This window comes from Natronococcus sp. CG52, from assembly GCF_023913515.1.
In the GTDB taxonomy this organism is placed as follows: domain Archaea; phylum Halobacteriota; class Halobacteria; order Halobacteriales; family Natrialbaceae; genus Natronococcus; species Natronococcus zhouii.
The window spans coordinates 1,234,938-1,261,760 of record NZ_CP099391.1; the positions used below are offsets into that span (position 1 = coordinate 1,234,938).

Consider the following 26,823-nt stretch of genomic DNA (forward strand, 5'->3'; position numbering starts at 1 on the left):
CTGGCGGCACTGGCGCCAATTGTCGTTTATCACTAGCCGGTACGACGACGTTCGGGTCGTCCCCCGTCGGCCCGTCCCGCCGGCAACTCGGTTCCGACACGGATCGGGCACGGTCCGCTCGAGACGCAATTCGGGGTAACAGACACTTCAATTGAAGTGTGATTGTCCGCCCAAATAAGTTGATTCAATGATATTTTGATAGGCACTCAATTACGAAGACAGAGACGCGACAACGCTGTTCGTACATGGTACAGCTCCAACCCGTCCAACAGGTACAGGTCCCCGAATGGCTCCAGGATCCCGTTGCAGAGCTCGTCACGTTCCTCCCCCGCCTGATCGGTGCGCTGGTGATCCTCTTCATCGGCTGGATCATCGGCCGACTCGCTGCAGGCGTCGTTCGGCGCCTCGCCGACGGCGTCGAACTCGACCGCATGGTTCTCGAGACGCCGCTCGGCCGCATACTCGGTGGCACAGAACAGGCCGTCTCCAGTGCGTTCGGCTCGCTGGCGAAGTGGTTCGTCTACGCCCTCGCGATCCTGGCGGCGGCGAACGCCCTCGCAATTCCGACGCTGTCGGAGTGGATCTCGACGGCCGTCTCCTACCTGCCGGCGTTTATCGCCGGGCTGCTCGTCATCGTCCTCGGGTTCGTCGTCGCGGACTTCATCGGCGACGTCATCGAGCGGACGCAGGCGGCGGCCGAAACCGCGTACGCCGGCTGGTTCGCCAACGGCGCCCGGATGTTCCTCTACTTCACGGCGATCGTCATCGGTCTCGACACGATGGGGATCGGCGTCGGCATCCTCTACGTCTTCGCGCGAGCACTCGCTTGGGGACTCGCCGCGGCCGTCGCCATCGGTGCCGGTGTCGCGTTCGGCTGGGGCGGCAAGGACTACGTCTCCGAGAACATCGACCGCTGGATGGGGCGCGCTTCCAGCGTGTCGCCCGACGAAGGTTCCAGCACCGGCGGAGGATCAGGCTCGAGTGATCGGTCCCGTAGTCGGACTCGCGGCACCGATCGTGAATCCGGGTCCGAACCCGGTCCGGGTGACGACGACTGAACCGCACAGTGCGAGTTACTCCGGGGTCGATCGAACCTCCGGCGCTTTTTTGATCGACTCGTCCGGAAAAAGCGGTTTAACCGGGACGACGATGAACGACTTGACGAGTTGGCCGCCGCTCGGTCGCCACTTCTCGAGACGTGCGATCGAGTGGGTCTCGGCGTAACACGCCTCGACCCGGTCGAGAGCACTCTCGAACGCGTCCCTGTCGAACTGGTCGTCCCGGACGCGGTCGCTCGCTACTGCGATCCCGTTCGTTCGTGCGTACACGTCGAGGCGTCCCTCGAACGCGTACTCCAGTTCCTCGATGCACTCGTGGACCTCACCGAACGCCGATCGATCGTCCTCCGTCGGAAAAGAGACGTACGCCTGATACCGATCGGGTTCTTCCGTAATGTGTCGCTTCCAGAGTCGCTTCGCGAACGCCAGACTCCTTCCCCCTGGAAGTCGCGACGCGATATCCACCCCTGCGGGAGCCGCTCGACGACGGATCGCGAGCGTCCACATCGCCTTCGACTGGATCGCCTTCCACATCCGTTCTCACGTTCGACTCGTCGCCACCGGTAATACGTCCTTTGTTGTCGACCGCGGACGAACGGTGATCACGCCCGCCCGGTTCGACGCGGCCAGTTCGCGAGAGTTTTATACGACAGGCCGAAACCTGCCCAGCAGGCATGACTCGACCGTTTTTCGCCGTCCGGTCGCCGCTGCTCGTCGGTTCCGTCACCGCCGTCGCCGTCGGCGTCGGGGTTAATACCGGATTGGAGTCGCCGTACCGGCTCCTCCCGGCGCTGTTGTTGCTGACCGGCGGCGTCGCCGGCGTGGCTAACGGCGCTCGCGACTACACCGTCGATCGGCTCCGTCTCGCGACGAAACGCTGGTGGGCGCTCGCGTTCGTCGCGTTCCTCCCGTACGGACTGGCAACGGCCCCCGCGAGCGAATCGGCGGCGGCCGTCGGCGACGCGTTCGCCGGACCGATCGCCGCGATCGTACTCGAGTCGATCGCCGGGGCAGCAGTCTGCTGTGCAGTGGCGATAACGGTACTGTACGGCTTCGCCACCTACGGCATCCATCCTGGACGCCGGTCCCCGGAAGAACGCGTCCTGGTCGACGGGCCCGAAGAGTAGCGGCTGCAGTCAGCCAACAGCTATTTATACGGGCGAGTGCTGGTCCCACGAAAACGGTGCTCGACGTGGTTTCAACAGCTCCTCGTTCAAATCGGCTCCTGCTCGCCGTCTCGTTCGCGCTGTTCGCCAGTGCTGGTGCGGTGACTACGACTGGGGATAGCCTCGGTCCGACCGCGGGTGCGACCGCGTTCGCTGTCGGCGGCGTCTACTGCACCGCACACTACGCCGACCGCGTTTCTCGAAAGGAACTCGCCCAGCTTTCGCTCGGGCTCTGGATCGGCTTCCTCGCCATCGCGGGCCTTCACCTCGTCGGCCTCGGAACGGTCGCATCGGTCGTTTCCGGCTCGACGACGCTCCTCGTCCACTCGCTGATGGCGGTCACGTGGGCGTCGTTGCTCTCGTCCTGTTCGGCGACGGTCTTCCTCGGCTTCCGCGAGTACGCACGAACCGGGACGGAACTCCCAGAGGAACAGGTGCTCGAGGGCGAAGCGAACTCCGATTACTCTACGCGGTAACTCACGGCGATCCCCTCGCCGAGCGGGAGGACGATCGTTTCGAACGCGGGATCCGAAGCTACGCGCTCGAGGTAGTCGGCGATCCCCTGCGTGTGTTCGTCAACCTCGACCGGAGTCCCTCCTTCAGCAATCGCGAGCAGTTTCTCGAAGTCGATCGGTCCCGCAGTGATCGCGTTGTCCGCGACGACGACGCCGCCGATGGGGACCTTCGGGCGGACGGCGTCGAAGGCGTCGACGTACCGGTGTTTCTGGTGGTCGATCAATACCACGTCGAACGGCCCCTCGTAGTCGGCGATCGTCTCGAGCGCGTCGCCGAGTTCGTACCGCGCCAGGTTCTCGTACCCTCCCGCCGCCATGTACTCGCGGGCCTGCTCGAGCTCCACCTCGTCGACCTCGGTCAGCACGATCTCGCCGTCTGCGGGGAGCGCGTCGGCGAACCAGTAGGCCGAGTAGCCGTAGCCGGAGCCGAACTCGAAGATACGCTCGGCATCCGCGAGTCGGGCGACGAACCGAAGGAAGCCGCCGACCTCGGGCCCGACGTGGGGGAACCCCTCGGCGCGGGCGTACTCGTCCATCCCCCGGAGCGTCTCGTCGGGTTCCGGGCCGACTGCACGAACGAAGCGACCGATGTCGTCTGGAAGGACGTCCGTCATACCAGGTCGTACGGTCCGGGACACATAGAGTTCCGGGACGGCAACGAGTTCGATCGATGCGACACAATACTACGACCGTCGGTGATCGAGGACGTCTCAGCCGAGGACGCTCGCGCGTAGCGGACGGATCGTAGCCGGTCGGCTTCCAGATCGTCCCGGGCTGACACGACGAGGCGACGGCGTTAGGTTCGCTCGAGCGTTCGAAAAGAAGGCGTAGTCTGTCGTCGCCGGCGGCTCTTCGGCGACTATTCGGTCGAAAGTTCCGCCACCGCACCGGCGAGCACCCGCGTCGCCGTCGTGCAGTCCTCCCAGTCGGTCCACTCTCGCGGGTTGTGCGAGATGCCGTCTCGGGAAGGCGCAAAGAGCAGGCCGGCGTCGGTGACTCGCGAGACGCGCATCGCGTCGTGGGCCGCACCCGAATGCATCGAGAGCGCTTCGACGTCGGCGTCCGACGCCCCCGCGTCGAAGGCCCGTCGACACCGGTCGCTCATCGGCGCGGGCTCGAGTTCGAGGTCGCGGCTGAACGACGTCTCGACGCCGCGTTCGTCGCCGATCCGGTCGAGACGCCGCTCGGCGCGCTCGAGGATCGTCGTCATCGTCTCGTACTCGACGTCGCGGACGTCGACGCCGAGTTCGGCAGTTCCAGGAACGACGTTCGTCGCGTTCGGTCGCACGTCACAGCCCCCGACGGTCGCGACGGCCGTGTTCTCGCCCGCGACCGCGTGCTCTCGGCCCGCCCGTTCGAGGTCGAGGATCAACTCGCTCGCGGCCGCCAGCGCGTCGCGTCGCTCGTTCATCGGCGTCGCACCCGCGTGGTTCGCCTCGCCGACGATGCGCGCGGTCGACTGACTGATCCCCGTGATCGTCGTCACGACGCCGACGGGAACGCCGGCGCTCTCGAGCCGAGTATCCTGCTCGACGTGCAGTTCCAGAAAGGCGTCCCACGCGCTCGCGTCGAGTCGGCCCTCGCCGCGGTACTCGATCCCCGCGAGTGCGTCCTCGAGAGTCGTCCCCTCGCCGTCGGTCAGCGCGAGCGCGTCGTCGACGCCGCGCTGTCCGGTCGCGACAGCCGATCCCAGCATTCCGCCGCCGAAGCGCGAGCCCTCCTCCTCGGTGAAACAGACGACCGCGATCGGCCTGTCGGGTTCGAATCCCTCGTTTCGAAGCGTGCGGACGGCCTCGAGCGCGCCGTAGACGCCCAGCGGCCCGTCGAAGATTCCGCCTTCGGGGACCGAGTCGAGGTGGCTTCCGACCGCGACGGGTGCGGCGTCGGGGCCTGCGCTCGGCGGCGTCCACGTGGCCGCGATATTTCCGACGGCGTCGACCTCGACGGAGAGGTCAGTCGCCTCGCACCGGTCGACGAAGCGGTCTCGAGCCGCCCGGTTCGCCTCGGTTCCCGCGAGAACGGTCCGACCGCGACCGGTCTCGGACTCGATCGCGCCGAAGGTCGCGTTCGTCTCGATGTCCGTTCGGAGTCGCTGCTGACTGACGTCCATACGTTGTCGTTTCGCGCCGGGCGGGAGACGGTTTCGCTCCGTGAGCGGACGCCACGTTTTTTGCCGCTCCGAACCGTCGTCTCTCCCGGAATGAGTGCCGAACATCCGCTCGCGGAGTACGTCGACAACCTGGTGTACGAGCCGGTACAGGTTCACGAGCACGGGATCGACCTGACGGTGAGCGCGATCTACGAGGTCGCCGCCCCCGGAAGCATCGACTTCGGCGGCGACGAACTCGAGGACGCCGATCTCGAGCCGGTCTCTACGGAGCTTCGCGACCCCGACGACGAGTACGGCTGGTGGGAACTCGAGGGCGGCCAGTACGTCTTCCAGCACAACGAGTTTCTCACCGATCTCGAGGAGCCGCTGTTGCTCCAGCCCACCAACGAACTGCTCGCCCGCGGCGGCTCGCATCCGACGGTGCAGGTGGCCTCACACCTGCCGCTGATGCCGCTGACCGTCACCGGTTCCGGACTCGAGATCAAGGAAAACGCGCGCGTCTCGACGCTCGTTCCGATCGGTACCGGACGGTTCGAGTGAGCCGCCGATTTCGGTCCGTGTCGTCGAACCGGACTACAGCGGCAACGGTCCGCGGAGTTGTCTCAGTGATCTTCGGACCGGTCCCGCCGTTCTCGCTCGAGCCGCTGACAGCCGACCACGAGCGAATCCGGGATATCGATCGCCATCGCCTGTAAACTCTCGAGGACGACGGTGACTTCGTCGAATCGCGATCCCCGAGCGGCGGTGAGCGGGTCGGTCTCCCACTCGACGAACTCCCCCTCTTCCAGCATCGGTAGATGACGGTGGTACAGGTCGCGCCGAAGCTCCTCCGGATCGGGGGGAACGTTCGGATTTACCGCCGCTTCCGGGAGCGAGATCGACTCGTCTGCGGAACGGTCCAGAAGAGAGACGACCAACTGTCGACGGGGTTCGGCCGAGAGGGCGTCGAACACCCGATTCCATCTGCGAATAATACGCTTTCCGTTTTCGAATCGGACGGCTGTCATACGCTTCGATACGGTTCGTTCCCAATAAGGGATGGCCCCACCGACAATATTGGTAATTACCCGGTTGAAACGAGAGTCTCTCGCGGGAGCATCCGAGCGGTAGGTCCCCCGTTTCCTCCCGTCGAATCGGCTCGAGCCGCCGGTCGGATCACTCCTCCTGGCGAAGTAGAGCCGGCACCCTACCGGTTGCAGCGCCTACCGGCCCTCGAACTCGGGCTCTCGATCCTCGAAGAACGCGGTGGCGCCCTCCTCGTGGTCGTCGGTCCCGAAGACGATGCCCTGTGCGGTCGCCTCGTCGACCAGCGCCTGTTCGATGGCTTTCTCGATCCCCTCTCCGACGAGCCGTTTCATCTGCCGCATCGCGACCGGCGGGCCGGAGACGATCTTTTCGACGACGTTCTCAACCGCCTCGTCGAACTCCTCGTCGGGGTAGACGTGATTGACGAGTCCCAGTTCCGCGGCGCGATCCGCGCCGACGATATCGCCCGTGAGGACGAGTTCCTTCGCGACGTTCTCGCCGACGATCCGCGGCAACAGGTAGGAGGTGCCCGCGTCGACGCTCAGGCCGACCTGGCGGAAGACGAAACCGAAGGCGGCCTCCTCGGTCGCGAGCTGGATATCGCAGGCTAGCGCCAGGTTCGCCCCGGCGCCGACGGCGGGGCCGTCGACGAGTGCGATCGTTGGGAGCGGGAACTCGACCAGTCGCGCGATCGTTTCGTTCGTCGTCCGTTCGAGGAGACGGACGCGTTCGTCGATCGGCATCTCGGACTGAATCCCCTCGACCATCGCCTCGATGTCGCCGCCGGCCGAGAACGAACCGCCGGAGCCCTCGATTACGACGCAGCGGGCGTCGGTCTCCTCGATTTCGTCGAGCGCCTCGACGATGCCCGCGCCGATCTCCCGCGAGAGCGCGTTCCGCCGATCCGGCTGATCGAGGGTGATCGTCGCCGCACCCTCCGCCTCGATCTCGAGGAGGACTGCCTCGCCGAGCGCCATCACTCGGCCTCCGCCTCGACGTCCTCCTGGTCGCGGAGTTTGAACTTCTGGACCTTCCCCGTCGTCGTTCGTGGAAGTTCCTCGACGAACTCGACCTCGCGGGGGTGTTTGTACTCGGCGAGGTTCGTGAGACAGTACTCCTTGATCTCCTCGGGCGCGACGTCAGCGTCGGGAGTTGGCACGATATACGCTTTGACGGTCTCGCCACGGCGCTCGTCGGGAATCCCGACGACGGCGGCGTCGGCGACGGCCTCGTGCTCGAAGAGCAACTCCTCGACCTCCCGGGGATAGACGTTGTAGCCGCCGGTGACGATCATGTGCTTCTCGCGGTCGACGACGTAGAAGAAGCCGTCCTCGTCGTGGTAGCCGAGGTCGCCGGTGTGGAACCAGGTCTCGCCGTCGGCCTCGGTGAACGCCTCCTCGGTCGCCTCCGGGAGCCCGTAGTAGCCCTTCATCACGTTCGGTCCGGAGACGACGATTTCGCCCGTGATTTCCGTGAGATCCGCGTTCTCTTCGTCGATCGGTCCCTCCCCGACCGGCTGAACCTTCTCGAAGTCCTCGTCGACGACGCGGGAGTCGACGCCCGGAACGGTCTTGCCGACACTGCCGACGCGTCGTCCCTCGATCGGGCTGTTGAAGTGCGTGATCGGACTCGTTTCCGTCAGTCCGTACCCTTCGTAGAGCTGTACGTCGTAGAGTTCCTCGAACTGGCGGAGGACCTCGACGGGGATTCCGGAGCCGCCGACCCCGCAGAGCCGCAGCGAGGAGAGGTCGAACTCGTCGGCGTCCGGCTGGTTGATGACGTCGTTGTACATCGCCGGGACGCCGTGCATCAGCGTCAGTTCCTGCTCTTCGATGATCGAGACGGCCTCCTGGGCGTCCCACTGCGGGACCGCGTAGTAGGTTCCGCCGCTGAACAGCGTCGCGTTCATCACGACGGTCATGCCGTAGATGTGGAACAGCGGCAACACCCCGAGCTGTTTGTCGTCGGGGCGGATCCCGTCGGGGATGAGTTCGTCCGCCATCGAGGTGTTCGACTCGAGATTCCGGTGGGTCAGCTGCACCCCCTTGGGCTGGCCGGTCGTCCCGCTGGTGTACGGCTGGACCGCGACGTCGTCGTCGTCACGCTCGACGATGTCGGGTGCGCCGGGTACCAGGAACTCCGCGAAGGGAATCGCGCCCTCAGCCTCGCCGCCGACATCGTGAGACGACGTCTCACTGCCCGGTGAGCTCCGCTCGCCGACGCTGACGACGTGCTCGACGCTGGTGTCGTCCCGTACCTCCTCGACGAACGGGACGAGGTCGGCCAGCGCGACGACGACGTTCGCCTCGCTGTCGGCCAGCAGGTGGCCGATCTCGCGAGCCTTGTACTGCGGGTTCATCGGGACGACGACCCCGCCGGCCCGCAGCGTCCCGTGGAAGGCGATCACGAACGGCGGGACGTTCGGCAGATAGAGTGCGATCCGGTCGTCCTCGCCGATTCCCCTCTCCTCGAGTGCGGCGGCGAACGCGCCGGTCTGGCCCCAGAACTCCTCGTAGCTCGTCTCCTCGCCCCGGAAGCCGACCGCGGGGTTCTCCCCGTACTCCTGGACGGTCTCCGCGACGTGGTTGACAAGATTTGTCATGGCTCACGGCCAACGTTGCCGTGTGTCGTAAAAAAGATTTACATTGTTCGGATTATCTCGGCAATAGTCTTACCGAGGATAAACGTCGGAAACCGACCGATCGATCGGAAGCGACGCGCCGCTCGTCGAGCGGTTTCCGACGCGGGGTATTTATCGCCGCCGTCCCTAGTCCCGTCTCGATGTATCAGGACGTCCTCGTTCCGACCGACGGAAGCGACGGGACCCGACGAGCGATCGCACACGCCCTGACGATCGCCGACCGCTTCGATGCGACGGTGCACGCGCTCTCGATCGTCCCGCAGGGACCGCTCGGGACGGTCGAAGAAGAGGAGACGACCGCGGCCGCACGCCGGGCCGTCGAGCGCGTCGAGTGCGAGGCCGGACGGAACGGAACCGCGGTCACGACCGCGATCGAGTACGGCATCCCGCACGAGGAGATACTCGCCTACGTCGAGGACAACGGAATCGACATGGTCGTCATGGGGACGCAGGGCCGAACGGGACTGGATCGGGTGCTGGTCGGAAGCGTGGCGGAACGCGTCGTCCGCCTGGCCGACGTTCCGGTCGTCACCGTTCGGCTGACCGACGAAATTCGGCTCGAGGACGCCGAGGAGGTCGAACGACTCGCCCGCGAGCGAGCCGAATCGGACGGCTACGAGGACGTCTCGCTCCGCGACGAGCCACACCGGACGAGTGCGTCGTGGACCGTCCCGCTCGAGACGGCCAGCGGACCCGTCTCCGTACAGGTCGACGCGGTCACGGCCGACGCTCGAATCACGACGGCGGCCTGATCGGTCGTTGCTTCGAACGGATCAGATCTGCCGCAAACAGAAAAAGCGGTGCGAAGATACCCACCGAGACCCCACAGTAACCCCGTCGAAGCTCGCTTATCTCAGCGGTTTCACGTCGGCCGGAACGAGCGAGGACGCGTAGTTCCTGCCGATCGTGAACGCGAACAATGCGGTGGCGATCGTGCCGAGCACCATCCCCGGAATCGCGACCGCTCCGATCGCGAGTGCGAGCGTGAGACTGGTTTCGACGGCGCTGATCGCGGCGTACACGCCGATCGCGGAGGACAGCAACAGACTGGCACTCGCGACGGCGAGGACGGTGGAACGCTGCCGCAGCGTGCCTCCTCGTCCGTCTTCGTCTCCGGACTCGTCGGTATCCGTCTGCAACTCGAGGTACGGTCGGAACAGTTCGAGTTTCTCCGTCGGACGGACGATACCGCGAGACTTGTTGTACTCGATGATGCCTTCCTTGTCGAGTTTCGGAAGGTGTGACTGGTAGAGCGGGATGTAGACGCGCTGGCGTTCCGTCGAGGACAGTTCCGCGACCGTCGTGTCGTTTTCCTTGGCGGCGACGTACTCGGCGACGTCTCGCATCTTGACGGCGTCGTTTTTCTCGAGGAGGTACCGAATCGAGTCCCGACGACGGTTCGTCTGCAGAATGTGAAAGATGTCGTCGTCCGGGAGCGTTGATACATCCGTGTCGGTGCTCTGCGCGTCGGAGGAGGGTTCGTCTGCGGGATGTGGAGGGCGGTCTGTTTGGAGGGACATCGTCTGCACTCAAACTGTGAGATCAACACTACATAATCTTTTTCTTATTTCGCCTAGTGAAAATTACTATTTCTTTTTTATGGATGGTTTCGTGACATTCGTTGTATTCGTACGGTGAATCGGATAATTCGTCGTATTCCCGTCCGAGAGCGCGAGCCACGGTCTGTGACCGACGGTGACGGTCTCGAGGGCAGCGACAGCGGCGCGGCTCGACGGAACCTAACCGAGACTATCGGGTGATTCGATTCACGACCGGCGTCGCCGTGATCCCGTGGACGAAAATCGAGATCAGGATTACCGCCCCGACCAACGCCCACAGCAGGTCGGCGTCGGCGAACGCGCCCTCGTTCAGACCGTGGGCGAGGTAGTAGAACGAACCGATCCCCCGGATCCCGAAGAAGGCGATCGTTCCCCGCTCGCCCCACCCGCGATCGAATCCGAGCAGGGACGTGATCCCGGCGAGGGGCCGAACGACGAAGACGATCGCCACCGCGGCGAGGATCGCCTCGAGCGTCAGCGGCTCGAGGAGACCGCCGGCGATCGCGCCGCCGAAGAACACCATGATGACCGCCATCGCGGTCTGCTCCGACAGCTCGCTCATCTGGTGAAGCGCCTCGTTGTAGTCGTGCGATCGCTCGTAGTCGCGGATCATCACCGCGGCGACGAAGACGGCGATGAACCCGTAGGCGCCGACGAGTTCCGTGATTCCGTAGACGAACAGCGTTCCGGCGACGGCCTCGAGTCCCTGAACCGACTTCGAGATCTGCGTCTCGGGGTTCGTCAGGAAGACGAGCCGAGCGACCACCCAGCCGAGGAGGATGCCGAGGATCGTGCCGACGACGATCTTGTAGACGACGTCGATCAGGAGCCACTCGCCGGCCCAGTTGCCGGGAGCGATCCCGACGAGTGCGATCGCGATCGCCAGGTTGGTGAACGGAAACGCGAACCCGTCGTTCAGCCCGGCTTCGGAGGAGAGCGCGAACCGGACCTCGTTCTCGCGGTCGATCTCGTCCGCGCCGTCTGCCTGCCCGTCGCCGTTCGGTCCCTCGCCGGGGTCCGCGACCTGCACCTCCGAGGCGAGCACCGGATCGGTCGGCGCGATACACGCCCCGAGCAGAACGGCCGTCGGGAGGAACAGTCCGACGTACCACCAGCCGAGCAGCGCCGCGCCGGCGATCGACAGCGGCATCGCGATCAGGAGCAGTCGCCAGGTCGACATCCACGCGCGCAGTCCCGGCGGACGGTCGATCTTCAGCCCGACTCCCATCAGCGCGATGATGACGCCGAACTCCGCGAGCCGTTCGGTGAGCAACCCCTGCTCGAGCGGATCCGGCGCCGGCAACCCGGTCGGGAGTCCGAACGCGAGCAGCCCGAACGAGACGAAGAAGATCGGAAGCGAAATCGCCCTGTCGGAAGCGAATCGCGGCAGGATCGAAACGCCGAACAGGACGACCCCGATGAGAACCAAGCCGACGTCGTACAATTCGAGAGCCATCGATACTGCAAATCAACGTGTACTCGGGCATGAGTAACGGGCTGGCAACTGCAGAACCAACGCCTATTGCCGGGGGGTTCGGAACGTTTGCTATGGAATCAGGATTTCCCTCTGGGAACGCGAGTCGGTCGCTACGCCGGCGACGGCTCCTGCAGTTGGGCGGACTCGGCGGGTTGTTGCTTCTGAGCGGCTGCACCGAAGACGTCGGCGAGGAACTCCCGCCGAATACGGAGTGGCCCGTCGCCGAACTGAAGCCGGAGTTACCGGTGGCAGAGAGGACGGAGGTCCTCGAAGAGCGCATCCAGGCGATGGCCGACGCCGAGATCACCGACGAGGACGAGTTTGCCGAGGCCTTCGACGAATACGCCTTCGAGATCGAGTCCGTCGAGCGAGAGCAGGAGGTCCTGACGGTCGAGTACGTCAGCACCGAGCGGTACGCGGAGGGAACCCTCCACGACGTCGCGCCGATCGCGGGTGCGTTCGCGGCGCTGCTCGAGTCCGACTACGACGCCCTCGCACTCAGCATCACCACCCTAGACGGGGCGCCGGCGGCGTACGGGTCAGCTTACGTCGAGGCCGAGTGGGCCGAGGCCTACAACGAGGGGGAGCTGACCGCCAAAGAGTACGGCGAGCTGGTGGAGGGAACGGTCGAGTCCGAGCGCCAGCCCCCGGAAGTCGAGACCGAACCGGACGAGTGAGCCGGCGACGATCGGTCCGCAGCGCCGCCGCCGATCGAGTTCTCGCCGGGCGCCACCTCGTCCGAGAGGCAACACCGCGGGCCGGGTTCGGACGGAACTGACGGGTCGATTCGATCGATAGGCGCCGACCGGTCCACGCCGGTGAAACATATGTCCCGCTTCGGCCCCTCGAGTGCGTATGGACAGCCGGACCGACGTTCTCGTCATCGGCGGCGGCGCAACCGGAGCCGGGATCGCCAGGGATCTCGCGCTCCGAGACGTCGACGTAACGCTAGTCGAACGCGACGGACTCTCGGCCGGAACCTCGGGGCGATCGCACGGGTTGCTCCACAGCGGCGCGCGCTACGCCGAGGCCGACCGGCCGGAGGCACGGGCCTGTCTCGAGGAGAGCCGAATTCTGAAGGAGATCGCGGGAGTCTGCGTCCGCGATACGGGCGGGCTATTCGTCCAGTTGACCGAGGACGATCCGGACTACTTCGAGGCGAAACGCGCGGCCTGCGAGGAGGTCGGTATCTCGACCGAGGTCGTCGACGGCGAGACGGCCCGCGCGGAGATTCCCGACCTCAGCGACGACGTCGAGCGGGCGATGCGGGTTCCCGACGGCGTCGTCCTCCCGTCCCGGCTGGTCGCGGCGAACGCGGCGGATGCGCGCGATCACGGTGCGCGAATCCTGACTCACGCCCCGGTCACGGAGATGAGTCGCGAGCACGGCCGCGTTACCGAGGTTCACCTCGGCGGCGACGTCGACGAGACGATCGCGCCGACGTACGTCGTGAACGCCGCAGGTCCCTACGCGGCGTCCATCGCGGGCCTGGTCGGCGCGAGCGTCGGTCTCCACCCGACCAGGGGCGTCATGGTCTCGGTCGAGTACGACCGACTCGAGCCGGTTCTCAACCGGTGTCGCGATCCCGACGACGGCGACATCATCGTTCCGCACGACGACGAGGTCGTCCTCGGAACGACGAGCGTCCCGGTCGACGATCCGGAGGAGTACGAGCGAGCCGACTGGGAGATCGAGCGCTCGGTCGCGGAGTGTGCGAAGATGCTGCCGCCGGTCGCCGACGCCGCCCACGTCCGGACGTGGTGGGGCGTTCGCCCCCTCTACGAACCCGAGGAAGCCGCGCTGGACGAGCGCGGCATCTCCCGGGGCTTTCACCTGCTCGAGCACGCCGACGAGGGCGTGGATAACTTCGCCACCGTCGTCGGCGGGAAGCTCACGACGTACCGGAAGATGGCCGAAGCGACGGCGGATCTGGTCTGTAACCGACTCGAGGTCGAGGCCGACTGCGAAACCGCGACGCGGCGGCTCCCCGGCGCGGCCGATCCGGAGCGGGTCGACGAGTTCGTCGCCGAATTCGACGGCCAGGGACCGACGGACGCGGACCTCGTCGGCGACTGATCGGCGCAGAACGACTCGAATCGAACGGCTCGATAACGGAGAAACCGACTCGTCGCGCCAGCAGGAGACGACCGGCCACCCCCAGCTATATACTCGATAACGCCGTCCGTTGTCACGGATCATGGGAGCAACTGCCAAGGTAATCAAGCTCGTCGGGAACTCGAGCGAATCGTGGGAAGACGCCGCACAGAGCGCGCTCGACGACGCGGACGAGACGCTCGAGAACATCAGCGGTATCGAGATCGACTCACAGACGGCGGACGTAGAGGACGGCCAGATACAGCACTACAGAACGACGGTCCACGTGTCGTTCGAACTGCAGCGATAACGGGTTCGGTCCAAAAGCGGTATCAGACGGCTTCCCCGTCGCGACCGGGGCTGGAAAACGCTCCAGTCGGACCGAGAAGCCGCGGATCGACCGGTCGGTCCGATGCGAACTGGGCTACTCGAGGACGACGATCACGTCGCCCATGTCGACGCTCTCGCCCTCCTCGACGGCGATCTGGGAGACCGTTCCGCCGCGGGAGGCGACGATGTCGTTCTCCATCTTCATCGCCTCGAGGACGACGAGCACGTCGCCCGCCGCGACCTCGTCGCCGACCTCGACCTCGACGCCGAGGATCGTCCCCTGCATCTCGGCGTCTACCGTCTCGCCCTCCCCCTCGATCTCGGTCTCCTCGCTGGAGCCGCCCGCGGGTTCCGGCGGACTCGCGGCCTGACTGCCGCCGTCGCCGGTCGGGATCGCCGGCGCGCCGTGTTCCTCGAGATTGACCTCGAAGCGCTTCCCGTTGACCTCGACCGTGAACTCGCGTTCGACGGACTCCTCGTCGTCGGCGCCGCCGGTGTCGGCGGCACCCCACTGCTCCTGGGCGTCCGCGATGCGGCTCTCGTCGAGTTCCTCGTCTAAGTACTTCGTGGTGTGCGTGCTGGCGACGAACTCCTCGTCGGTGAGCATCAGCCGGTGGAACGGGATGATCGTTGGGATGCCCTCGATCTCGTACTCCCGGAGCGCGCGCAGCGATCGCTCGAGACACTCCTCGCGGTCCGCGCCCCAGACGACCAGCTTCGCGATCATCGAGTCGTAGTCCGTGACGAGTTCGTCACCCTGCTTCAGCGCGTCGTCGAGGCGGACGCCGATCCCGCCCGGCGGGTCGTAGGTCGTCAGCGTGCCGCCGGTCGCCGGCGCGAAGTCCTTGGCCGCGTTCTCGGCGTTGATCCGGAACTCGATCGCGTGGCCGTCGATCTCGACGTCCTCCTGATCGAAGTCGATCGTCTCGCCGGCCGCGATCCGGATCTGGCGCTTGACGATGTCGATACCCGTGATCTCCTCGGTGACCGTGTGCTCGACCTGGATTCGGGTGTTGACCTCGAGGAAGAAGTAGTTCGCGTCCGGACTCAGCGGGCCGTCGCGGCCGGGTTCCTCCTCGACGAGGAACTCGACGGTGCCGGCGTTGGTGTAGTCGGCGGCGGAGACGCCGCGACGTGCTGCCTCGCCGATCTTCTCGCGGAGTTCGTCCGTCAGCGCGGCCGACGGGCCCTCTTCGATGACCTTCTGGTGGCGGCGCTGGAGCGAACAGTCGCGCTCGCCGAGGTGGCGGACGTTGCCCTCCCCGTCGGCGAGGATCTGGACCTCGATGTGCCGGGGCTGCTCGAGGTAGCGCTCGAGGTAGACCGAGTCGTTGTCGAAGTAGGCCTCGCCCTCGCGTTTGGCGCTCTCGAGTTGGTCTTCGACCTCGTTCTCGTCCCAGACGACCTTCATGCCGCGGCCGCCGCCGCCGCCTTCGGCCTTGATAGCGATCGGGTAGCCGTACTCCTCCCCGAACTGCTCGACCTCCTCGGGTTCGGTAACGGGGTCGGTCGTGCCTGGCACGATCGGGACCTCGGCCTCCTCCATGATCTTCCGGGCTTTCGTCTTCTCGCCCAGTGACTCCATCGCGCCGCTGGCGGGACCGATCCAGGTAATTCCCTCGGCCTTCTCGACCTTCGCGGCGAACTCGGCGTTCTCCGCGAGGAACCCGTACCCCGGATGGATCGCGTCGGCGTCGGCCTTGCGCGCGGCCTCGATGACTGCCTCGTGATCGAGATACGAGTCCGCCGCGCGCGCCGGACCGACGTTGTAAGCCTCGTCGGCGTACCGGACGTGCCCCGAGTCCTTGTCCGCCTCGGAGTAGATAGCGACGGTTCCGACGTTCAACTCTTCGCACGCCCGCATCACGCGGACGGCGATTTCCCCGCGATTCGCCACGAGAACCTTCCTGAACATTCCTGCTAAAACCGTCACGGGGCGCCTACCTTACTTTTTCGCAACGATTCCGTCAACTACAGAACGTATTTTGGTTGACGGTCCGAAGACGGACCGGGACGCTCGCGGCGTTGGCTGGCGATTTCCCCGGATCTGACGCCTCGAGGCGTCAGAACCGATCCGTTCGGCCCGCGGCGCTCCAGGGATCGGTTGGCGCATCCCGCGGGACGCGGACGTGGCGCTGCTGCTGGGCGCGGATCCGGCCGCTGAACGCCCACCGCCGGTTGTCCCAGGTCTTTTCGTCTTCGGACGCCGCAGCCGCCGCCAGCGCCTGGTCGTGGAGGTGTGCACCGATGGCAGCGACGATCGCCGCCGCTTCCTCCGAGTCGGCGTCGTCCGGCAGTTCTAGATCGACGCCGGCCGGAAGGATACCGGCCAGCGGGTCGGCGTCGGCCGCGTTCGACTGGTGCTGTGCGGTCATCTCAGAGCGGGATGTTGCCGTGTTTCTTGTCCGGGTTCTCCTCGCGTTTCGTCTCGAGCATCTCGAGGTCGGCGATCAGCCGCGGCCGCGTTTCGGTGGGGAGGATGACGTCGTCGAGGAAGCCCTTGTCCGTCGCCGTGTAGGGGTTGGCGAACTCCTCGCGGTACTCCTCGATGAGTTCGTCCCGGAGCTCGTCGGGGTTCTCTGCCTCGGCGAGTTCCTGACGGTAGAGGATGTTGACCGCACCCTGCGGGCCCATGACGGCGATTTCGGCGGTCGGCCAGGCGTAGTTGACGTCGGCGCCGAGGTTCTTCGAGGCCATCACGCAGTAGGCGCCGCCGTAGGCCTTGCGCGTGATTACCGTCAGCAGCGGGACGGTCGCCTCCGAGTACGCGTAGAGAAGTTTGGCGCCGTGACGGATGATCCCGCGGTGTTCCTGGTCCGTTCCGGGCATGTAGCCGGGGACGTCGACGAAGGTGACGATCGGGATGTTAAACGAGTCACAGAAGCGGATGAATCGCGAGCCCTTCATCGAGGCGTCGACGGTGAGCGTGCCGGCGTTCACGCGGGGCTGATTGGCGACGAGACCCACCGAGCGACCGTCCAGCCGGCCGAAACCGACGACGATGTTCTTCGCGAAGTTCTCGGCGACCTCGAAGAACGAACCCTCGTCGAGCACCGAGTCGATGACGTTCGTCATGTCGTACGGTTTCTGCGGACTGTCGGGAACGATCGACTCGAGCGCCTCGTCGCGGCGATCCGGATCGTCCCAGGGATCGACCCGCGGCGGATCCTCGACGTTGTTCTGCGGCAGGTACGACAGCAGACGCTTGATGTCGTCCAGAGCCTGCTCTTCGTCCTCACAGGCGAACTCGGCGACGCCGGTCTTGCCGGCGTGGGTCATCGCACCCCCGAGTTCCTCGTGAGTAACGTCCTCACCGGTGACGGTCTTCGTGACGCCGGGACCGGTGATGTACATGTGGCTCGTATCCTTCACCATGAAGATGAAGTCGGTGATCGACGGGGAGTAGACGGCCCCGCCCGCGCAGGGACCCATGATCCCCGAGATCTGAGGGACGACGCCGCTGGCTTCCTGATTACGCCGGAAGATCTCGGTAAACCCGGCGAGGCTCTTGACACCCTCCTGGATTCGCGCGCCCGCGGAGTCGTTGAGCCCGATAACCGGTGCGCCGACCTCCATCGCCATATCCATCACCTTGCAGATCTTCTCGGCGAAGACCTCGCCCAGCGAGCCGCCGAAGACGGTGAAGTCGTGCGCGAAGACGAAGACGGTTCGACCGTTGACCTCGCCGTAGCCCGTGACGACGCCGTCGCCGGGAATCTGCTTCTCCTCCATCCCGAACTGGCTGGTCTGGTGGGTCCGGAGCTGATCGAACTCCGTAAACGTCCCGTCGTCGAGGAAGTAGTCGATCCGCTCGCGGGCCGTCATCTTCCCCTTGTCGTGTTGTTTTTCGATCCGTTCTTCGCCGCCGCCCATCCGGGCCTCCTCCCGGAGTTCCTCCAGTTCCTCGATCCGGTCCTCCATCGTCATGCCGGGAACACCTCCGTCGGTCTCATACGCCGTTGTGTGACGACCAACAGGAAAAGAATTCCGTAACCCGCCACAATTAGTCATGACCCAATTACGCGGGGACGAGAAGCACTACGAAAAGTTATATATGACTCCTCTTTTAACGAGGGGGATATGGTACAACGTGAAACATGGGCCACGAGAACAGGGTTTATTCTCGCGGCCGTCGGGAGTGCAGTGGGGCTTGGTAACATCTGGCGATTCCCGTTCGTTACGGGAGAGGGCGGCGGTGCAGCCTTCCTGCTGGTCTACCTCCTGTTCGTCGCGCTAGTTGGCTTTCCGGCGATCCTCGCCGAGTTCGTCGTCGGTCGAAAGACCGAGCGAAATCCGGTAGGTGCACTGAAGGAGTACGGCGGTGACGCCTGGAAGTACGTCGGGGGAATCTTCATCGTCACCGGTTTCGTCATCCTCTCGTACTACAGCGTCGTCGCCGGCTGGTTCATTCGATACTTCCTCGAGGGGTTCACCGACAGCTACGCGGGACACCTCGCCGGATACGAGGGCGCCGCCGCGGAGGCTGGCCAGCCCGAGACGGTCATGATGTTCCTCGACTTCGCGACGGGGCTCGAAGCGTTCGTGTTCCACACCATCTTCATGGCGATCACCGTCGGGATCGTCGCCCTCGGTATCCGCCGCGGGATCGAATTCGCGGTGAAATTGATGGTTCCGGCAATCATCGTCCTGATGGTCGTCCTGGCGGTCTGGGCCGCGACGCTTCCGGAGGCTGGGACGGCGTACAGCTACTACCTGTCACCGGACTTCGGCGTCGTTGCCGAGAACTGGGCCAACATCCTCCCCGCCGCGGCAGGACAGGCGTTCTTCACCCTGTCGCTGGGGATGGGCGTGATGATCACGTACGCCTCCTACCTCGGTGAGGACCGCAACCTCACCCAGGACGCGGCGCTGATCATCGGCTTCGACACCGGTATCGCGTTCCTCACCGGTCTCGTCGTCTTCCCGATGATCTTCGCCGCCGGTGCGGATCCGGGGACCGAGGGGGCCGGTGCGATCTTCTTCAGTCTCACCGAAGCGTTCGCGACGATTCCGGGCGGCCGCTGGCTGGGTATCCTGTTCTTCGGAACCGTCGCCATCGCCGCGCTCTCGAGTGCGATTTCGCTGCTCGAGGTCGTCACCTCCTACGTCATCGACGAGAAAGGGATCGAGCGGTGGAAGGCCGCACTCGGGATGGGTGGTATAATCTACCTGCTCGGCGCGCCGGTCACGTACGACATGATCTTCCTCGACCTGCTCGACCTGTTCGCGGACGCGATCCTGCTCGTCTTCGGTGCGTTGATGCTGGCGATCCTCGTCGGCTGGGTCGCACCGCAGGTCGCTATCGATGAACTCGAGAAAGGGATAGGTAGTCTCGACGGCCTCGGCCAGGCGTGGATCTGGGCGATCCGCGTGCCGATCATCATCGTGCTGGTCGTCTCGCTATACCTCGGCATCGTCGAGTACGTCGAATTCCTCACCGGACCGTTCGCGGAGTGGACGGACGGGAACCTGTAACGGGCGCAACGTCGGTTTCGTTTTTGCGGCTCCGATCGACGGATCGTCCGCGGAGTCACCGGCGCGGTCCCCTTCCACGAACCGCCGGCGGGCGTCGCTATCGGCGCTCCGCTGAGACCGAACACGCGGTTTAAACGCCGCTTCCCTTCTCGAGAGCGGCCGTCCGCCCGTCGAACCGGCGACCCAAGTTCCAGTTCGGAGGCAAACGCGGTAACTGAGGCATTTTCTTTCCCGGTGAAGGCCGCGTTATCATCACACAAACTCTATATATGGTTGCGTGCGATCATATGCCATGGGTAGGGAACTCAATCGACGAAGGGTGCTCAGTGGAATCGGTACTGCTGGGGCGCTCGGTATCGCCGGCTGTATCGGTGACGAAGGTGAAATCGAAGGGGAAGGGCCCGATGTCCTGAACATTATCGGATATCCGGAAAGCGGCATCCAGATCTTCCGAGACTACTACTCGGAGTTCGGCACTGGCTCGGCCGAGATCATCGTTCCGGACGGCCTGCTCGACGAGGCGCTGCCGGGTGAGGTCGGCGAGGACATGAGCGACGTCACGGGGACTGCGCCGTCCTCGGCGGGCCCCAACGAGCAAGCGTTCGAGGAGATGTACCAGGACGAGTACGGCGAGACGGCCGGCGTGTTCAACTCGCACACGTTCGACGCCGTCGCGGTGATGGTCCTCGCGAACATCGCCGCGGGCGACAACGATGGCGAAGCCCTCCGGGATCAGGTGCGCAACGTCGCTAACCCGGACGAGGGGGACGAGTACGGACCGGACGAACTCGAGGAAGCCGCCGAGGCAGTCGCGGACGGCGAGATGATCAACTATCAGGGCGCCTCGAGCGCGGTCGACTTCGACGAGGTCGGCGACCCAGCGGAGGCAGCGTACGACATCTGGACGTTCACGGAGGATGGAACGGAGACTGAAGACACCGTCAACTTCGAGGGCGAAGGTCCCGGTGGCGACGCAGCTGACGAAGTCCAGGGTGGAACCGATCGGGACGAGGTGAGCGTCGCCATCCTGCTCCCGCAGACGGGCGATCTCGGTGAACTCGGGAGCCTGATGATCCAGGCCGGCCAGCTCGCGGCCCAGGAGTTCGGGGGCGTCGTCGACATCGATCTGCAGGTTGAAGATACCGCGACCGACGAGGACACGACCCTGAGCGCGGGGGAGTCGCTCATCGACGCCGGCTATCCCGCGATCGTCGGAGCGGCGTCGTCCGGCAACTCCGTTCCGCTCAGCGGCCTCACCAGCAGCGCCAACGTCGTCCAGTGTTCGCCGGCGAGCACCGCGCTGAGCCTCTCCGAAATCGACGACGATGGGTACTTCTTCCGGACCGCACCCAGCGACCTCCTGCAGGGTCAGGTGATGGCGGAAGTCGCCGCCACTCGACTCGAGGGTGCAACGACGTCCACACTGTACGTCAACAACGACTACGGTCAACAGCTCTCCGAACAGTACACGGAGATGTTCGAAGACGAACAGGACGGCGAGACCTACAACCAGGTCTCGTTCGAACCGGAACAGGGGTCGTACACGAGCGAACTCGAGTCGGCGCTAGCTGACAACTGATCGAGCCGTCTCGACGGTTTTTTCGGTGCACAACGGGTCTCGAGCGACGTCTCCGATCCGGTTGGTGCGGTCGGCGGCTGGAGAGTGAGACCGGACTGACGCGCTCGCGAATTCCGTCGCCGGAGCGGTCGTCGATCGCCGACGGTGGGTGAAAAAGCAGCGCCGTGGATTAGCCGCCGAGGAACTGCTGACGAACTTCGTCGTCCTCCAACAGCGCTTCGCCCGTGTTCTCGTAGCGGTTCTTCCCTTGCACGAGGACGTAGCCGCGGTCACATCGGCGCAGCGCCTCCTTGGCGTTTTGCTCCACGACCAGAACCGCGGTACCGCTCTCGTTAATCGAGTCGACGTGGTCGAACATCTCGGCGACGAGATCGGGTGCGAGCCCCGCACTCGGCTCGTCGAGCAACAGCAGATCCGGATCGAGCATCAGCGCCCGTCCCATCGCGACCATCTGTTGCTGGCCGCCGCTCATCGTTCCGGCTTTCTGGTCGCGGCGCTCCTGGAGGACGGGAAAGTGGTCGAAGACCGTCTCGAGCGCCTCTTCGGGCACCTCGTCGAGGATGTACGCGCCCATCTCGAGGTTCTCTTGCACCGTCAGTGACGGGAAGACGTTGTCGTTCTGGGGAACGTACCCGATCCCCTCGTGGATGACATCTTCGGGGGGGCTGTCGGTGATGTCTCGGCTCTGGAACTCGACTACACCGTCCATGTAGGTCGTCAGTCCGAAGACGGACTTCATGGCCGTCGACTTGCCCGCGCCGTTCGGACCGACGATCACGACGTACTCGCCCTCGGCAACGTCGAGAGTGACGTCGTAAAGGATCTGCAGGTCGCCGTACCCCGCGTCGAGGTCGCGAACTTCGAGCATAGACATCTACACCTCACCTCCAAGGTAGGCCTCGATAACCTGCTCGTTCGAGGTGATCTCCGCCGGTCTCCCCTCGGCGAGGACCGATCCCTGGTGCATCACGATGACGTGCTCGCAGTTGTCCATGATGACGTCCATGTCGTGTTCGACGATCAGGAAGGTGTAGCCCTCCTCGCGCAAGCCGTGGATGTGCTCGAGGAGCTTCTTCTCGAGCGTCGGATTGACGCCCGCAAACGGCTCGTCGAGCAGCAGCATCTCCGGGTCGGTCATCAGCGCCCGGGCCATCTCCAGGAGCTTGCGTTGCCCGCCGGAGAGGGTTCCGGCTTTCACCTCGGCGAGGTGTTCGATCTCGAAGAACTCGAGGGTATCCCACACCCGTTCCAGAAGTTCGCGCTCTTGCTGTTCGACTCCCTGTCTGACGACGGGCGTCACGGAACGCCAGAGCGCTTCTCCCTCCTGGTGTTTCGCCGGAAGCATCAGGTTTTCCAGGACGGTCATGTTCGGCATCTCGCGGGCGATCTGGAACGTCCGAACGACTCCGTAGTCGACGACCTCGTAGGGAGACAGCCCGGTGATGTCTTGCCCTCGGAACGTGACCGTGCCCGCGTCCGGTCGGTGAGCGCCGGTGATGCAGTTGAACGTCGTCGACTTGCCGGCCCCGTTCGGGCCGATCAGACCGGTCATCGACCCCTCCTCGACCTGGAACGTCGCACCGTCCACGGCAGTGATACCGCCGAAGCGTTTGACGAGGCCGCGTACCGTGAGCGCGACGTTCTCGACTCGATCCGAATCCGGCTCTTCGACGGACGTAGGCGTCGACTGATCGCTCGCTGCGTCGCTCACGTCGACTCACCTCCGTCTTCGACGGCGACGCCATCTGACGGACGTCTCGTAAGTGGGATCGCCGCCGCCGTCTCCTCGCGATGGCCGAGTAACCCTTCCGGCCGTCGTTGCATCAGTACGATGAGCGTGATCCCCATAATAACGAACTGGAGGGTCAGCAGGTTATCGAACGTGTACCGCAGCAGCGGTATCGGATCGGCCGCCAGCAGGGCTCCGGACCCTTCCGCGAACGTGTTCGGGGCCGCTTCGACGTCGACCCACGAGTAGATCAGTCGACGGATGTACCGCGGCCCCTCGAAGAGGACGGCCACGAACAGCCCGGATCCGAGGATGCTTCCCGTGTTCGATCCCGCGCCGCCGATGATCAGTGCGATCCAGATGAAAAACGTAACGTGCGGGCGGAACGCGTCTGGCGTAACCCCAGTCCGGCGGAATCGCCACAGGATGCCCGCCAGCCCCATAAGCGCACACCCGAGGACGAACACCTTGATCTTGAACGTGTTCGTGTCCTTCCCGAGTGACTGTGCCGCCTCCTCGTCTTCGCGAATCGCCTTGAGTACGCGCCCGAACGGCGATCGGCTGGTTCGCTGGATGAGCCAGTAGAAGCCGACGAGAAACAGGAGGAGGACCAGCGAATACGCGAGCGCTCGCGCCTGTCGCGGCCCGAATCCGAACCACCGATTCGTCGCGTCGACGAAGGTCGTGAACGCGGGGAGATCGAAGATGAAATTCATCGGATCCGAGTAGTTCGCGATGATTCCCCGACCGCCGCCCGTTCCGAGCTCCGTCCCGAAGATCGTAAAGCTCTCTAACGGGCCGGACTTGAGAGCGAGGCGCACGATCTCGGAGAACGCGATGGTGACGATCGCGAGGTAGTCAGCGCGCAGTCGCAACGCCGGAAGCGCGACGATGAGTCCCGCGATAGCGGCCGCGAGAACACCGCCGGCCACGGCGATCGGCATCGGAAGGCCGAGGCCCGGATACTGGGCCGCACCCGTCGTCTCGACGGGTTTGGCGAGCATCATCGTCACGTACAACCCGATCGCCATGAACCCGGCGACCCCGATGTTGAACAGTCCGGTGTAGCCCCAGTGTAAGTTCAACGCGAGGGCGACCATGCCGTAGACGGCGATGAGGTACGTCAACTGTCTGAGCGTGTTGACGATACCGTCCATCGAGTATCCGAGCGCCAGCCCGATCGCCGCGTACACGACGTAGATGGCGCCGATGACTGCCAGGATCTTCACCGCGTCGTACTCCCAGTACTCGTCGAACCGATCTCGTACGTTGATTTCGTTCGTGCTCATGCTGTCGTCTTCCCTCCGAACAGTCCCGATGGTTTGATCAGCAGTACGACGATCATGATGAGGAACGCGGTGATCGTGGTGAAGTCACCGCCCGGTAACCAGATCAGGGAGAGGCGCATCGCCAGTCCGATGACGATTCCGCCGACGATGGCGCCGTAAACCGAACCGATACCGCCGAGGATCACCGCGGAGAAGATAAGCAGCAGTAACAGCCAGCCGAACTGATAACTGATCGTTCCCGTCCAGAGCACCATGAGGTACCCCGCGACGCCCGCCAGGCCGCCGCCGATGATCCACGTCCAGCGAATGACGCGTTCGGTCGGAATGCCGGTCACCTGCGCGAGGTCCTTGTTGTCGGACATCGCGCGCATCGCTTTCCCCAACTTCGTTTTCTGGAGCAGGAGGTGGACACCGATCATGAGGCTACCCGCCGCCACCAGCAGTGTGAAGTCGTGCATGTCGACGTTGACGGTTCCGTCGACCAACAGGAAATCGAACTCCGGCAGTCCGAAGGTGCTCGTCGTTCCGCGCGTACGCGACGAGTAGACGAACACGAGGAGGTACCGGAGCGCGAACGCGACCCCGATACTCGCGATCAACAGCGGAATCCCGCCAGAACCGCGCATCGGCTTGTACACGTACCGATCGATAAGCAGGACGAGTGCGGCGGTGGCGACGCCGGTGAACACGAGGCCGATCAGAATCGCCAGCGGCGTCGACCAGATCGAAATGCCGATCTCAGCGCCCCCGACCCCGCGCTGCGGGGCGACGAGGGCGAGGTGTCCGAAACTCACCTCCTCCCCGAACATGAGCGTTCGTCCGGCGATGAGATACGTTATACCCCAGCCGAGAAACGCCCCCGTCGAGATGTAGTCCCCGTGGGCGAAATTCGCGAAGTTCAGGATGCTGTACGTCATCGAGAGGCCGATGCCGGCCAGTCCGATGATCAGACCGTACATCAACCCTTGCCAGGCGTACCTGCCGATCCGGGAGATGCTGTATCTCCCCGTCACAACCCCGTGGACGAGATCCACGGCCAGTACCAGGGTCACGAATACTGCGAGTACGAGCATAATCTGCTCGAGAGTGAGCCCCCGCCCTCGATTTACCACCTCATCGACAGTCGCCATTGGTACCCCTCCACATAGTCACCTACTTTTTCGGACCCCCTGTTATATGTTCCGGTGTGACACGGTGTTGTGACCCATAACAGGTGCGTTCGGCCGGATCCGTTTCACACGCCGTCCGATTAATCCGCCACTAGCGAGCGACGGTTGGAGACCGGGACCCCGGTCTCGTTAGGCCTCGCCGTAAACGGGCACGGCTGCACCGCTCGTCACTGCCGCCCCGTCGCTACAGAGAAACGCCAGCACGTCCGCGATCTCGCGCGGTTCGACCCACGAGTCGTGATCGGCGTCGGGCATCATCTCACGGTTCATCGGCGTGTCGATCACGCTGGGCATCACGCAGTTCGCCCGGACGACGCCCTCGTTCTCCTCGGCCAGCGTCTCCGTCAGCAGTCGGATTCCGGCCTTCGTGATCCGGTAGGGACCGTCACCCTCCCCTCCCTCGAGCGACGACCGAGCGCTGATGCTGACGATCGATCCTTCGGACTGCTGGAGGTGGGGCAGCGCGCGCTTCGAGGCCAGGAAGGCCGTCTTCAGGTTCACGTCGACCAGCAGGTCGAACTCCTCGAGGTCGGTCTCCTCGATCGGATCGCCGCCGCGCCAGGTGCCGGCGATGTTACAGAGGTGATCGATCCGACCGTGGTCGTCGACGAGATCGTCGACGAGGCGCGCGACGTCGTCCTCGTCGGTCAGGTCGGCCTCGTAAAAGTGGGTTCCGGCGTCGGTCTCGAGCAAACTGCCCTCGTCGTCGGGTTCGACCACGTCGACGGCACAGACGGTCGCACCGGCCTCGCGAAAGCGGTCGACGGTCGCGCTTCCCAGCGCACCGCTCGCACCCGTGATCACGGCGACGGTTCCGTCGAAGTCGACGTCGAAGGCTGTCTTCGGTGACATACCGTCCCCTCCAACGGCAAGACAGATCAATCGTCGGGGCGCTGGCGGCAACGTCTGCGGAGCCGGGAGTGAGAGGGATCCGGCGAAGAAGAACCGTCAGGAGGAGATCGGCGGAAGCGAGGCTCGCTCGAACCAGAAGCGCTCGATCGCGCTCGCGATCCGCTCGAATGCGGCGGGGTCGGACGGCTTCGTGAGGTAGGCGTTTGCGGCGCGGTCGTAACTCTCGTTGACGTCCTCGCTGGCGTTCGAGTTCGTCAGCACGAGTACCGGTAAGTGAGCCAGTTCGCCGTCCGCTCGAACCGCCTCGAGAAACTCGAATCCGTCCATTCCGGGAAGTTCCAGGTTGAGAAGCACGAGGTCCGGAACCGGATCGGTCTCGTCGACGCGCTGCTCGAGGAACTCCAGTGCCGCCTCGCCGTCCGGCACCACGTCGATCGTGGTTTCCGTCGAAACCGCCCCGAAGGCCTCACAGACGAGTTGCGCGTCGTCGGAGTCACTCTCGACGAGTAACATCCGTACGCGGTCTTCGGCCGCGGCGTCGTATCGGTACTCCTCCAGGACCGAGGACCCCGAGGTCAAAACATATTGACTTTTCATACTATACTGAAACTATGACTGTTTACTTATCGTGACTATATAAGTCTGTTTGCCGACAGGCGACGATTACTGATCACTCCTATATGGCGAATAGTTATTCGTGGGGCGCTGAGTCTCCCGTTTATTACGACTACACGGACAATCTAAATCATATCGG

General features: G+C 64.6%; 27 protein-coding genes. 10 read left to right on the forward strand and 17 right to left on the reverse strand.

All coding sequences use genetic code 11. From position 1 onward, the window contains the following. Positions 1-245 precede the first annotated feature (245 nt). On the forward strand, positions 246-1,058 hold the full coding sequence (locus tag NED97_RS06385; RefSeq protein ID WP_252489880.1) for a mechanosensitive ion channel family protein: 813 nt from the start codon (positions 246-248) through the stop codon (positions 1,056-1,058). Positions 1,059-1,073: 15 nt separating this feature from the next. On the opposite strand, the gene NED97_RS06390 is transcribed toward NED97_RS06385, so the two are convergent. Continuing rightward, complete coding sequence (locus tag NED97_RS06390; RefSeq protein WP_345781229.1) at positions 1,074-1,592, reverse strand: hypothetical protein; 519 nt, start codon at positions 1,590-1,592, stop codon at positions 1,074-1,076. A gap of 140 nt (positions 1,593-1,732) precedes the next feature. Between NED97_RS06390 and NED97_RS06395 the strand changes: the two genes are divergently transcribed. Both NED97_RS06395 and NED97_RS06400 read left to right on the forward strand, forming a co-directional pair. Continuing rightward, positions 1,733-2,185 carry a DUF1467 domain-containing protein gene (locus NED97_RS06395; RefSeq protein ID WP_252489881.1) on the forward strand — a complete coding sequence of 151 codons (453 nt, stop codon included), beginning with the start codon at positions 1,733-1,735 and terminating at the stop codon, positions 2,183-2,185. 140 nt (positions 2,186-2,325) lie between these two features. Continuing rightward, the gene (locus NED97_RS06400; RefSeq protein ID WP_382206130.1) at positions 2,326-2,700 is read left to right on the forward strand and encodes a hypothetical protein; all 375 of its coding nucleotides are present in this window, start codon (positions 2,326-2,328) and stop codon (positions 2,698-2,700) included. On the opposite strand, the gene NED97_RS06405 is transcribed toward NED97_RS06400, so the two are convergent. Beyond that, the gene (locus NED97_RS06405; protein ID WP_252489883.1) at positions 2,685-3,353 is read right to left on the reverse strand and encodes an O-methyltransferase; all 669 of its coding nucleotides are present in this window, start codon (positions 3,351-3,353) and stop codon (positions 2,685-2,687) included. The two genes, NED97_RS06400 and NED97_RS06405, sit on opposite strands and share 16 nt — an antisense overlap. Positions 3,354-3,598: 245 nt before the next feature. Then, positions 3,599-4,849, reverse strand: coding sequence for a M20 family metallo-hydrolase (locus NED97_RS06410; protein WP_252489884.1), 1,251 nt, complete (start codon positions 4,847-4,849; stop codon positions 3,599-3,601). Positions 4,850-4,939: 90 nt separating this feature from the next. Here NED97_RS06410 and NED97_RS06415 point away from each other — a divergent pair, with 90 nt between their 5' ends. Further along, on the forward strand, positions 4,940-5,389 hold the full coding sequence (locus NED97_RS06415; protein WP_252489885.1) for a dCTP deaminase/dUTPase family protein: 450 nt from the start codon (positions 4,940-4,942) through the stop codon (positions 5,387-5,389). A 62-nt stretch (positions 5,390-5,451) separates the two neighbouring features. On the opposite strand, the gene NED97_RS06420 is transcribed toward NED97_RS06415, so the two are convergent. The 3 genes from NED97_RS06420 to NED97_RS06430 all read right to left on the reverse strand — a co-directional run bounded on the left by NED97_RS06420 (position 5,452) and on the right by NED97_RS06430 (position 8,477). Beyond that, complete coding sequence (locus tag NED97_RS06420) at positions 5,452-5,856, reverse strand: hypothetical protein (protein ID WP_252489886.1); 405 nt, start codon at positions 5,854-5,856, stop codon at positions 5,452-5,454. A gap of 195 nt (positions 5,857-6,051) precedes the next feature. After that, positions 6,052-6,852, reverse strand: a complete 801-nt coding sequence (locus tag NED97_RS06425; RefSeq protein WP_252489887.1) for an enoyl-CoA hydratase-related protein — start codon at positions 6,850-6,852, stop codon at positions 6,052-6,054. Next, the gene (locus NED97_RS06430) at positions 6,852-8,477 is read right to left on the reverse strand and encodes a long-chain-fatty-acid--CoA ligase (protein WP_252489888.1); all 1,626 of its coding nucleotides are present in this window, start codon (positions 8,475-8,477) and stop codon (positions 6,852-6,854) included. The genes NED97_RS06425 and NED97_RS06430 overlap by 1 nt, the downstream gene beginning before the upstream one ends. 179 nt (positions 8,478-8,656) lie before the next feature. Between NED97_RS06430 and NED97_RS06435 the strand changes: the two genes are divergently transcribed. Further along, complete coding sequence (locus NED97_RS06435) at positions 8,657-9,268, forward strand: universal stress protein (protein WP_252489889.1); 612 nt, start codon at positions 8,657-8,659, stop codon at positions 9,266-9,268. Positions 9,269-9,364: 96 nt separating this feature from the next. On the opposite strand, the gene NED97_RS06440 is transcribed toward NED97_RS06435, so the two are convergent. Together NED97_RS06440 and NED97_RS06445 are read right to left on the reverse strand one after the other, a co-directional pair. Continuing rightward, positions 9,365-10,036, reverse strand: a complete 672-nt coding sequence (locus NED97_RS06440; RefSeq protein ID WP_252489890.1) for a DUF7344 domain-containing protein — start codon at positions 10,034-10,036, stop codon at positions 9,365-9,367. 229 nt (positions 10,037-10,265) lie between these two features. After that, entirely contained in the window at positions 10,266-11,531 is a 1,266-nt protein-coding gene (locus tag NED97_RS06445) for a cation:proton antiporter (protein ID WP_252489891.1), read from the reverse strand. 92 nt (positions 11,532-11,623) lie between these two features. Between NED97_RS06445 and NED97_RS06450 the strand changes: the two genes are divergently transcribed. The 3 genes from NED97_RS06450 to NED97_RS06460 all read left to right on the forward strand — a co-directional run bounded on the left by NED97_RS06450 (position 11,624) and on the right by NED97_RS06460 (position 13,956). Beyond that, positions 11,624-12,229 (forward strand): hypothetical protein, encoded by a 606-nt coding sequence (locus tag NED97_RS06450; RefSeq protein WP_252489892.1) that lies wholly within the window; start codon positions 11,624-11,626, stop codon positions 12,227-12,229. 178 nt (positions 12,230-12,407) lie between these two features. Beyond that, on the forward strand, positions 12,408-13,628 hold the full coding sequence (locus NED97_RS06455; RefSeq protein ID WP_252489893.1) for an FAD-dependent oxidoreductase: 1,221 nt from the start codon (positions 12,408-12,410) through the stop codon (positions 13,626-13,628). A gap of 121 nt (positions 13,629-13,749) precedes the next feature. Beyond that, complete coding sequence (locus tag NED97_RS06460) at positions 13,750-13,956, forward strand: dodecin family protein (protein WP_252489894.1); 207 nt, start codon at positions 13,750-13,752, stop codon at positions 13,954-13,956. Between the two features lie 114 nt (positions 13,957-14,070). Here the strand turns inward: NED97_RS06460 and NED97_RS06465 are convergent, their stop codons facing one another. The 3 genes from NED97_RS06465 to NED97_RS06475 form a co-directional block, all read right to left on the reverse strand. Beyond that, the gene (locus NED97_RS06465) at positions 14,071-15,891 is read right to left on the reverse strand and encodes an acetyl-CoA carboxylase biotin carboxylase subunit (RefSeq protein ID WP_252489895.1); all 1,821 of its coding nucleotides are present in this window, start codon (positions 15,889-15,891) and stop codon (positions 14,071-14,073) included. Between the two features lie 148 nt (positions 15,892-16,039). Then, complete coding sequence (locus NED97_RS06470) at positions 16,040-16,351, reverse strand: hypothetical protein (RefSeq protein WP_252489896.1); 312 nt, start codon at positions 16,349-16,351, stop codon at positions 16,040-16,042. Position 16,352: 1 nt separating this feature from the next. After that, entirely contained in the window at positions 16,353-17,897 is a 1,545-nt protein-coding gene (locus tag NED97_RS06475) for an acyl-CoA carboxylase subunit beta (protein WP_252490586.1), read from the reverse strand. 159 nt (positions 17,898-18,056) lie between these two features. Here NED97_RS06475 and NED97_RS06480 point away from each other — a divergent pair, with 159 nt between their 5' ends. Both NED97_RS06480 and NED97_RS06485 read left to right on the forward strand, forming a co-directional pair. Beyond that, on the forward strand, positions 18,057-19,451 hold the full coding sequence (locus NED97_RS06480) for a sodium-dependent transporter (RefSeq protein ID WP_252489897.1): 1,395 nt from the start codon (positions 18,057-18,059) through the stop codon (positions 19,449-19,451). Positions 19,452-19,743: 292 nt separating this feature from the next. Next, positions 19,744-21,030: an ABC transporter substrate-binding protein gene (locus NED97_RS06485; protein ID WP_252489898.1), complete on the forward strand. Its 1,287-nt coding sequence runs from the start codon at positions 19,744-19,746 to the stop codon at positions 21,028-21,030. 169 nt (positions 21,031-21,199) lie between these two features. On the opposite strand, the gene NED97_RS06490 is transcribed toward NED97_RS06485, so the two are convergent. From NED97_RS06490 to NED97_RS06515, 6 genes are all read right to left on the reverse strand, one after another. After that, the gene (locus tag NED97_RS06490) at positions 21,200-21,904 is read right to left on the reverse strand and encodes an ABC transporter ATP-binding protein (RefSeq protein ID WP_252489899.1); all 705 of its coding nucleotides are present in this window, start codon (positions 21,902-21,904) and stop codon (positions 21,200-21,202) included. Beyond that, positions 21,905-22,741: an ABC transporter ATP-binding protein gene (locus NED97_RS06495; RefSeq protein WP_252489900.1), complete on the reverse strand. Its 837-nt coding sequence runs from the start codon at positions 22,739-22,741 to the stop codon at positions 21,905-21,907. It lies immediately after the preceding gene. Then, a complete protein-coding gene (locus tag NED97_RS06500; RefSeq protein ID WP_252489901.1) occupies positions 22,738-24,048 on the reverse strand; it encodes a branched-chain amino acid ABC transporter permease in 1,311 nt (436 codons plus the stop codon). The genes NED97_RS06495 and NED97_RS06500 overlap by 4 nt, the downstream gene beginning before the upstream one ends. Continuing rightward, positions 24,045-25,178, reverse strand: a complete 1,134-nt coding sequence (locus NED97_RS06505; RefSeq protein WP_252489902.1) for a branched-chain amino acid ABC transporter permease — start codon at positions 25,176-25,178, stop codon at positions 24,045-24,047. Before NED97_RS06505 ends, NED97_RS06500 begins: the two co-directional genes overlap by 4 nt. A 168-nt stretch (positions 25,179-25,346) precedes the next feature. After that, positions 25,347-26,069 (reverse strand): SDR family oxidoreductase, encoded by a 723-nt coding sequence (locus tag NED97_RS06510; protein ID WP_252489903.1) that lies wholly within the window; start codon positions 26,067-26,069, stop codon positions 25,347-25,349. A 96-nt stretch (positions 26,070-26,165) separates the two neighbouring features. Further along, entirely contained in the window at positions 26,166-26,648 is a 483-nt protein-coding gene (locus NED97_RS06515; protein ID WP_345781230.1) for a response regulator, read from the reverse strand. Positions 26,649-26,823: the final 175 nt, after the last annotated feature.

Coding starts and splice junctions, on each gene's coding strand:
- NED97_RS06410 (WP_252489884.1), bottom strand. CDS start 4,849: ATGGACGTCAGTCAGCAGCGACTCCGAACGGACATCGAGACGAACGCG.
- NED97_RS06505 (WP_252489902.1), bottom strand. CDS start 25,178: ATGGCGACTGTCGATGAGGTGGTAAATCGAGGGCGGGGGCTCACTCTC.
- NED97_RS06460 (WP_252489894.1), top strand. CDS start 13,750: ATGGGAGCAACTGCCAAGGTAATCAAGCTCGTCGGGAACTCGAGCGAA.
- NED97_RS06450 (WP_252489892.1), top strand. CDS start 11,624: ATGGAATCAGGATTTCCCTCTGGGAACGCGAGTCGGTCGCTACGCCGG.
- NED97_RS06500 (WP_252489901.1), bottom strand. CDS start 24,048: ATGAGCACGAACGAAATCAACGTACGAGATCGGTTCGACGAGTACTGG.
- NED97_RS06440 (WP_252489890.1), bottom strand. CDS start 10,036: ATGTCCCTCCAAACAGACCGCCCTCCACATCCCGCAGACGAACCCTCC.
- NED97_RS06470 (WP_252489896.1), bottom strand. CDS start 16,351: ATGACCGCACAGCACCAGTCGAACGCGGCCGACGCCGACCCGCTGGCC.
- NED97_RS06465 (WP_252489895.1), bottom strand. CDS start 15,891: ATGTTCAGGAAGGTTCTCGTGGCGAATCGCGGGGAAATCGCCGTCCGC.
- NED97_RS06385 (WP_252489880.1), top strand. CDS start 246: ATGGTACAGCTCCAACCCGTCCAACAGGTACAGGTCCCCGAATGGCTC.
- NED97_RS06435 (WP_252489889.1), top strand. CDS start 8,657: ATGTATCAGGACGTCCTCGTTCCGACCGACGGAAGCGACGGGACCCGA.
- NED97_RS06420 (WP_252489886.1), bottom strand. CDS start 5,856: ATGACAGCCGTCCGATTCGAAAACGGAAAGCGTATTATTCGCAGATGG.
- NED97_RS06425 (WP_252489887.1), bottom strand. CDS start 6,852: ATGGCGCTCGGCGAGGCAGTCCTCCTCGAGATCGAGGCGGAGGGTGCG.
- NED97_RS06490 (WP_252489899.1), bottom strand. CDS start 21,904: ATGTCTATGCTCGAAGTTCGCGACCTCGACGCGGGGTACGGCGACCTG.
- NED97_RS06405 (WP_252489883.1), bottom strand. CDS start 3,353: ATGACGGACGTCCTTCCAGACGACATCGGTCGCTTCGTTCGTGCAGTC.
- NED97_RS06430 (WP_252489888.1), bottom strand. CDS start 8,477: ATGACAAATCTTGTCAACCACGTCGCGGAGACCGTCCAGGAGTACGGG.
- NED97_RS06485 (WP_252489898.1), top strand. CDS start 19,744: ATGGGTAGGGAACTCAATCGACGAAGGGTGCTCAGTGGAATCGGTACT.
- NED97_RS06510 (WP_252489903.1), bottom strand. CDS start 26,069: ATGTCACCGAAGACAGCCTTCGACGTCGACTTCGACGGAACCGTCGCC.
- NED97_RS06415 (WP_252489885.1), top strand. CDS start 4,940: ATGAGTGCCGAACATCCGCTCGCGGAGTACGTCGACAACCTGGTGTAC.
- NED97_RS06390 (WP_345781229.1), bottom strand. CDS start 1,592: ATGTGGAAGGCGATCCAGTCGAAGGCGATGTGGACGCTCGCGATCCGT.
- NED97_RS06475 (WP_252490586.1), bottom strand. CDS start 17,897: ATGGAGGACCGGATCGAGGAACTGGAGGAACTCCGGGAGGAGGCCCGG.
- NED97_RS06480 (WP_252489897.1), top strand. CDS start 18,057: ATGGTACAACGTGAAACATGGGCCACGAGAACAGGGTTTATTCTCGCG.
- NED97_RS06455 (WP_252489893.1), top strand. CDS start 12,408: ATGGACAGCCGGACCGACGTTCTCGTCATCGGCGGCGGCGCAACCGGA.
- NED97_RS06445 (WP_252489891.1), bottom strand. CDS start 11,531: ATGGCTCTCGAATTGTACGACGTCGGCTTGGTTCTCATCGGGGTCGTC.
- NED97_RS06395 (WP_252489881.1), top strand. CDS start 1,733: ATGACTCGACCGTTTTTCGCCGTCCGGTCGCCGCTGCTCGTCGGTTCC.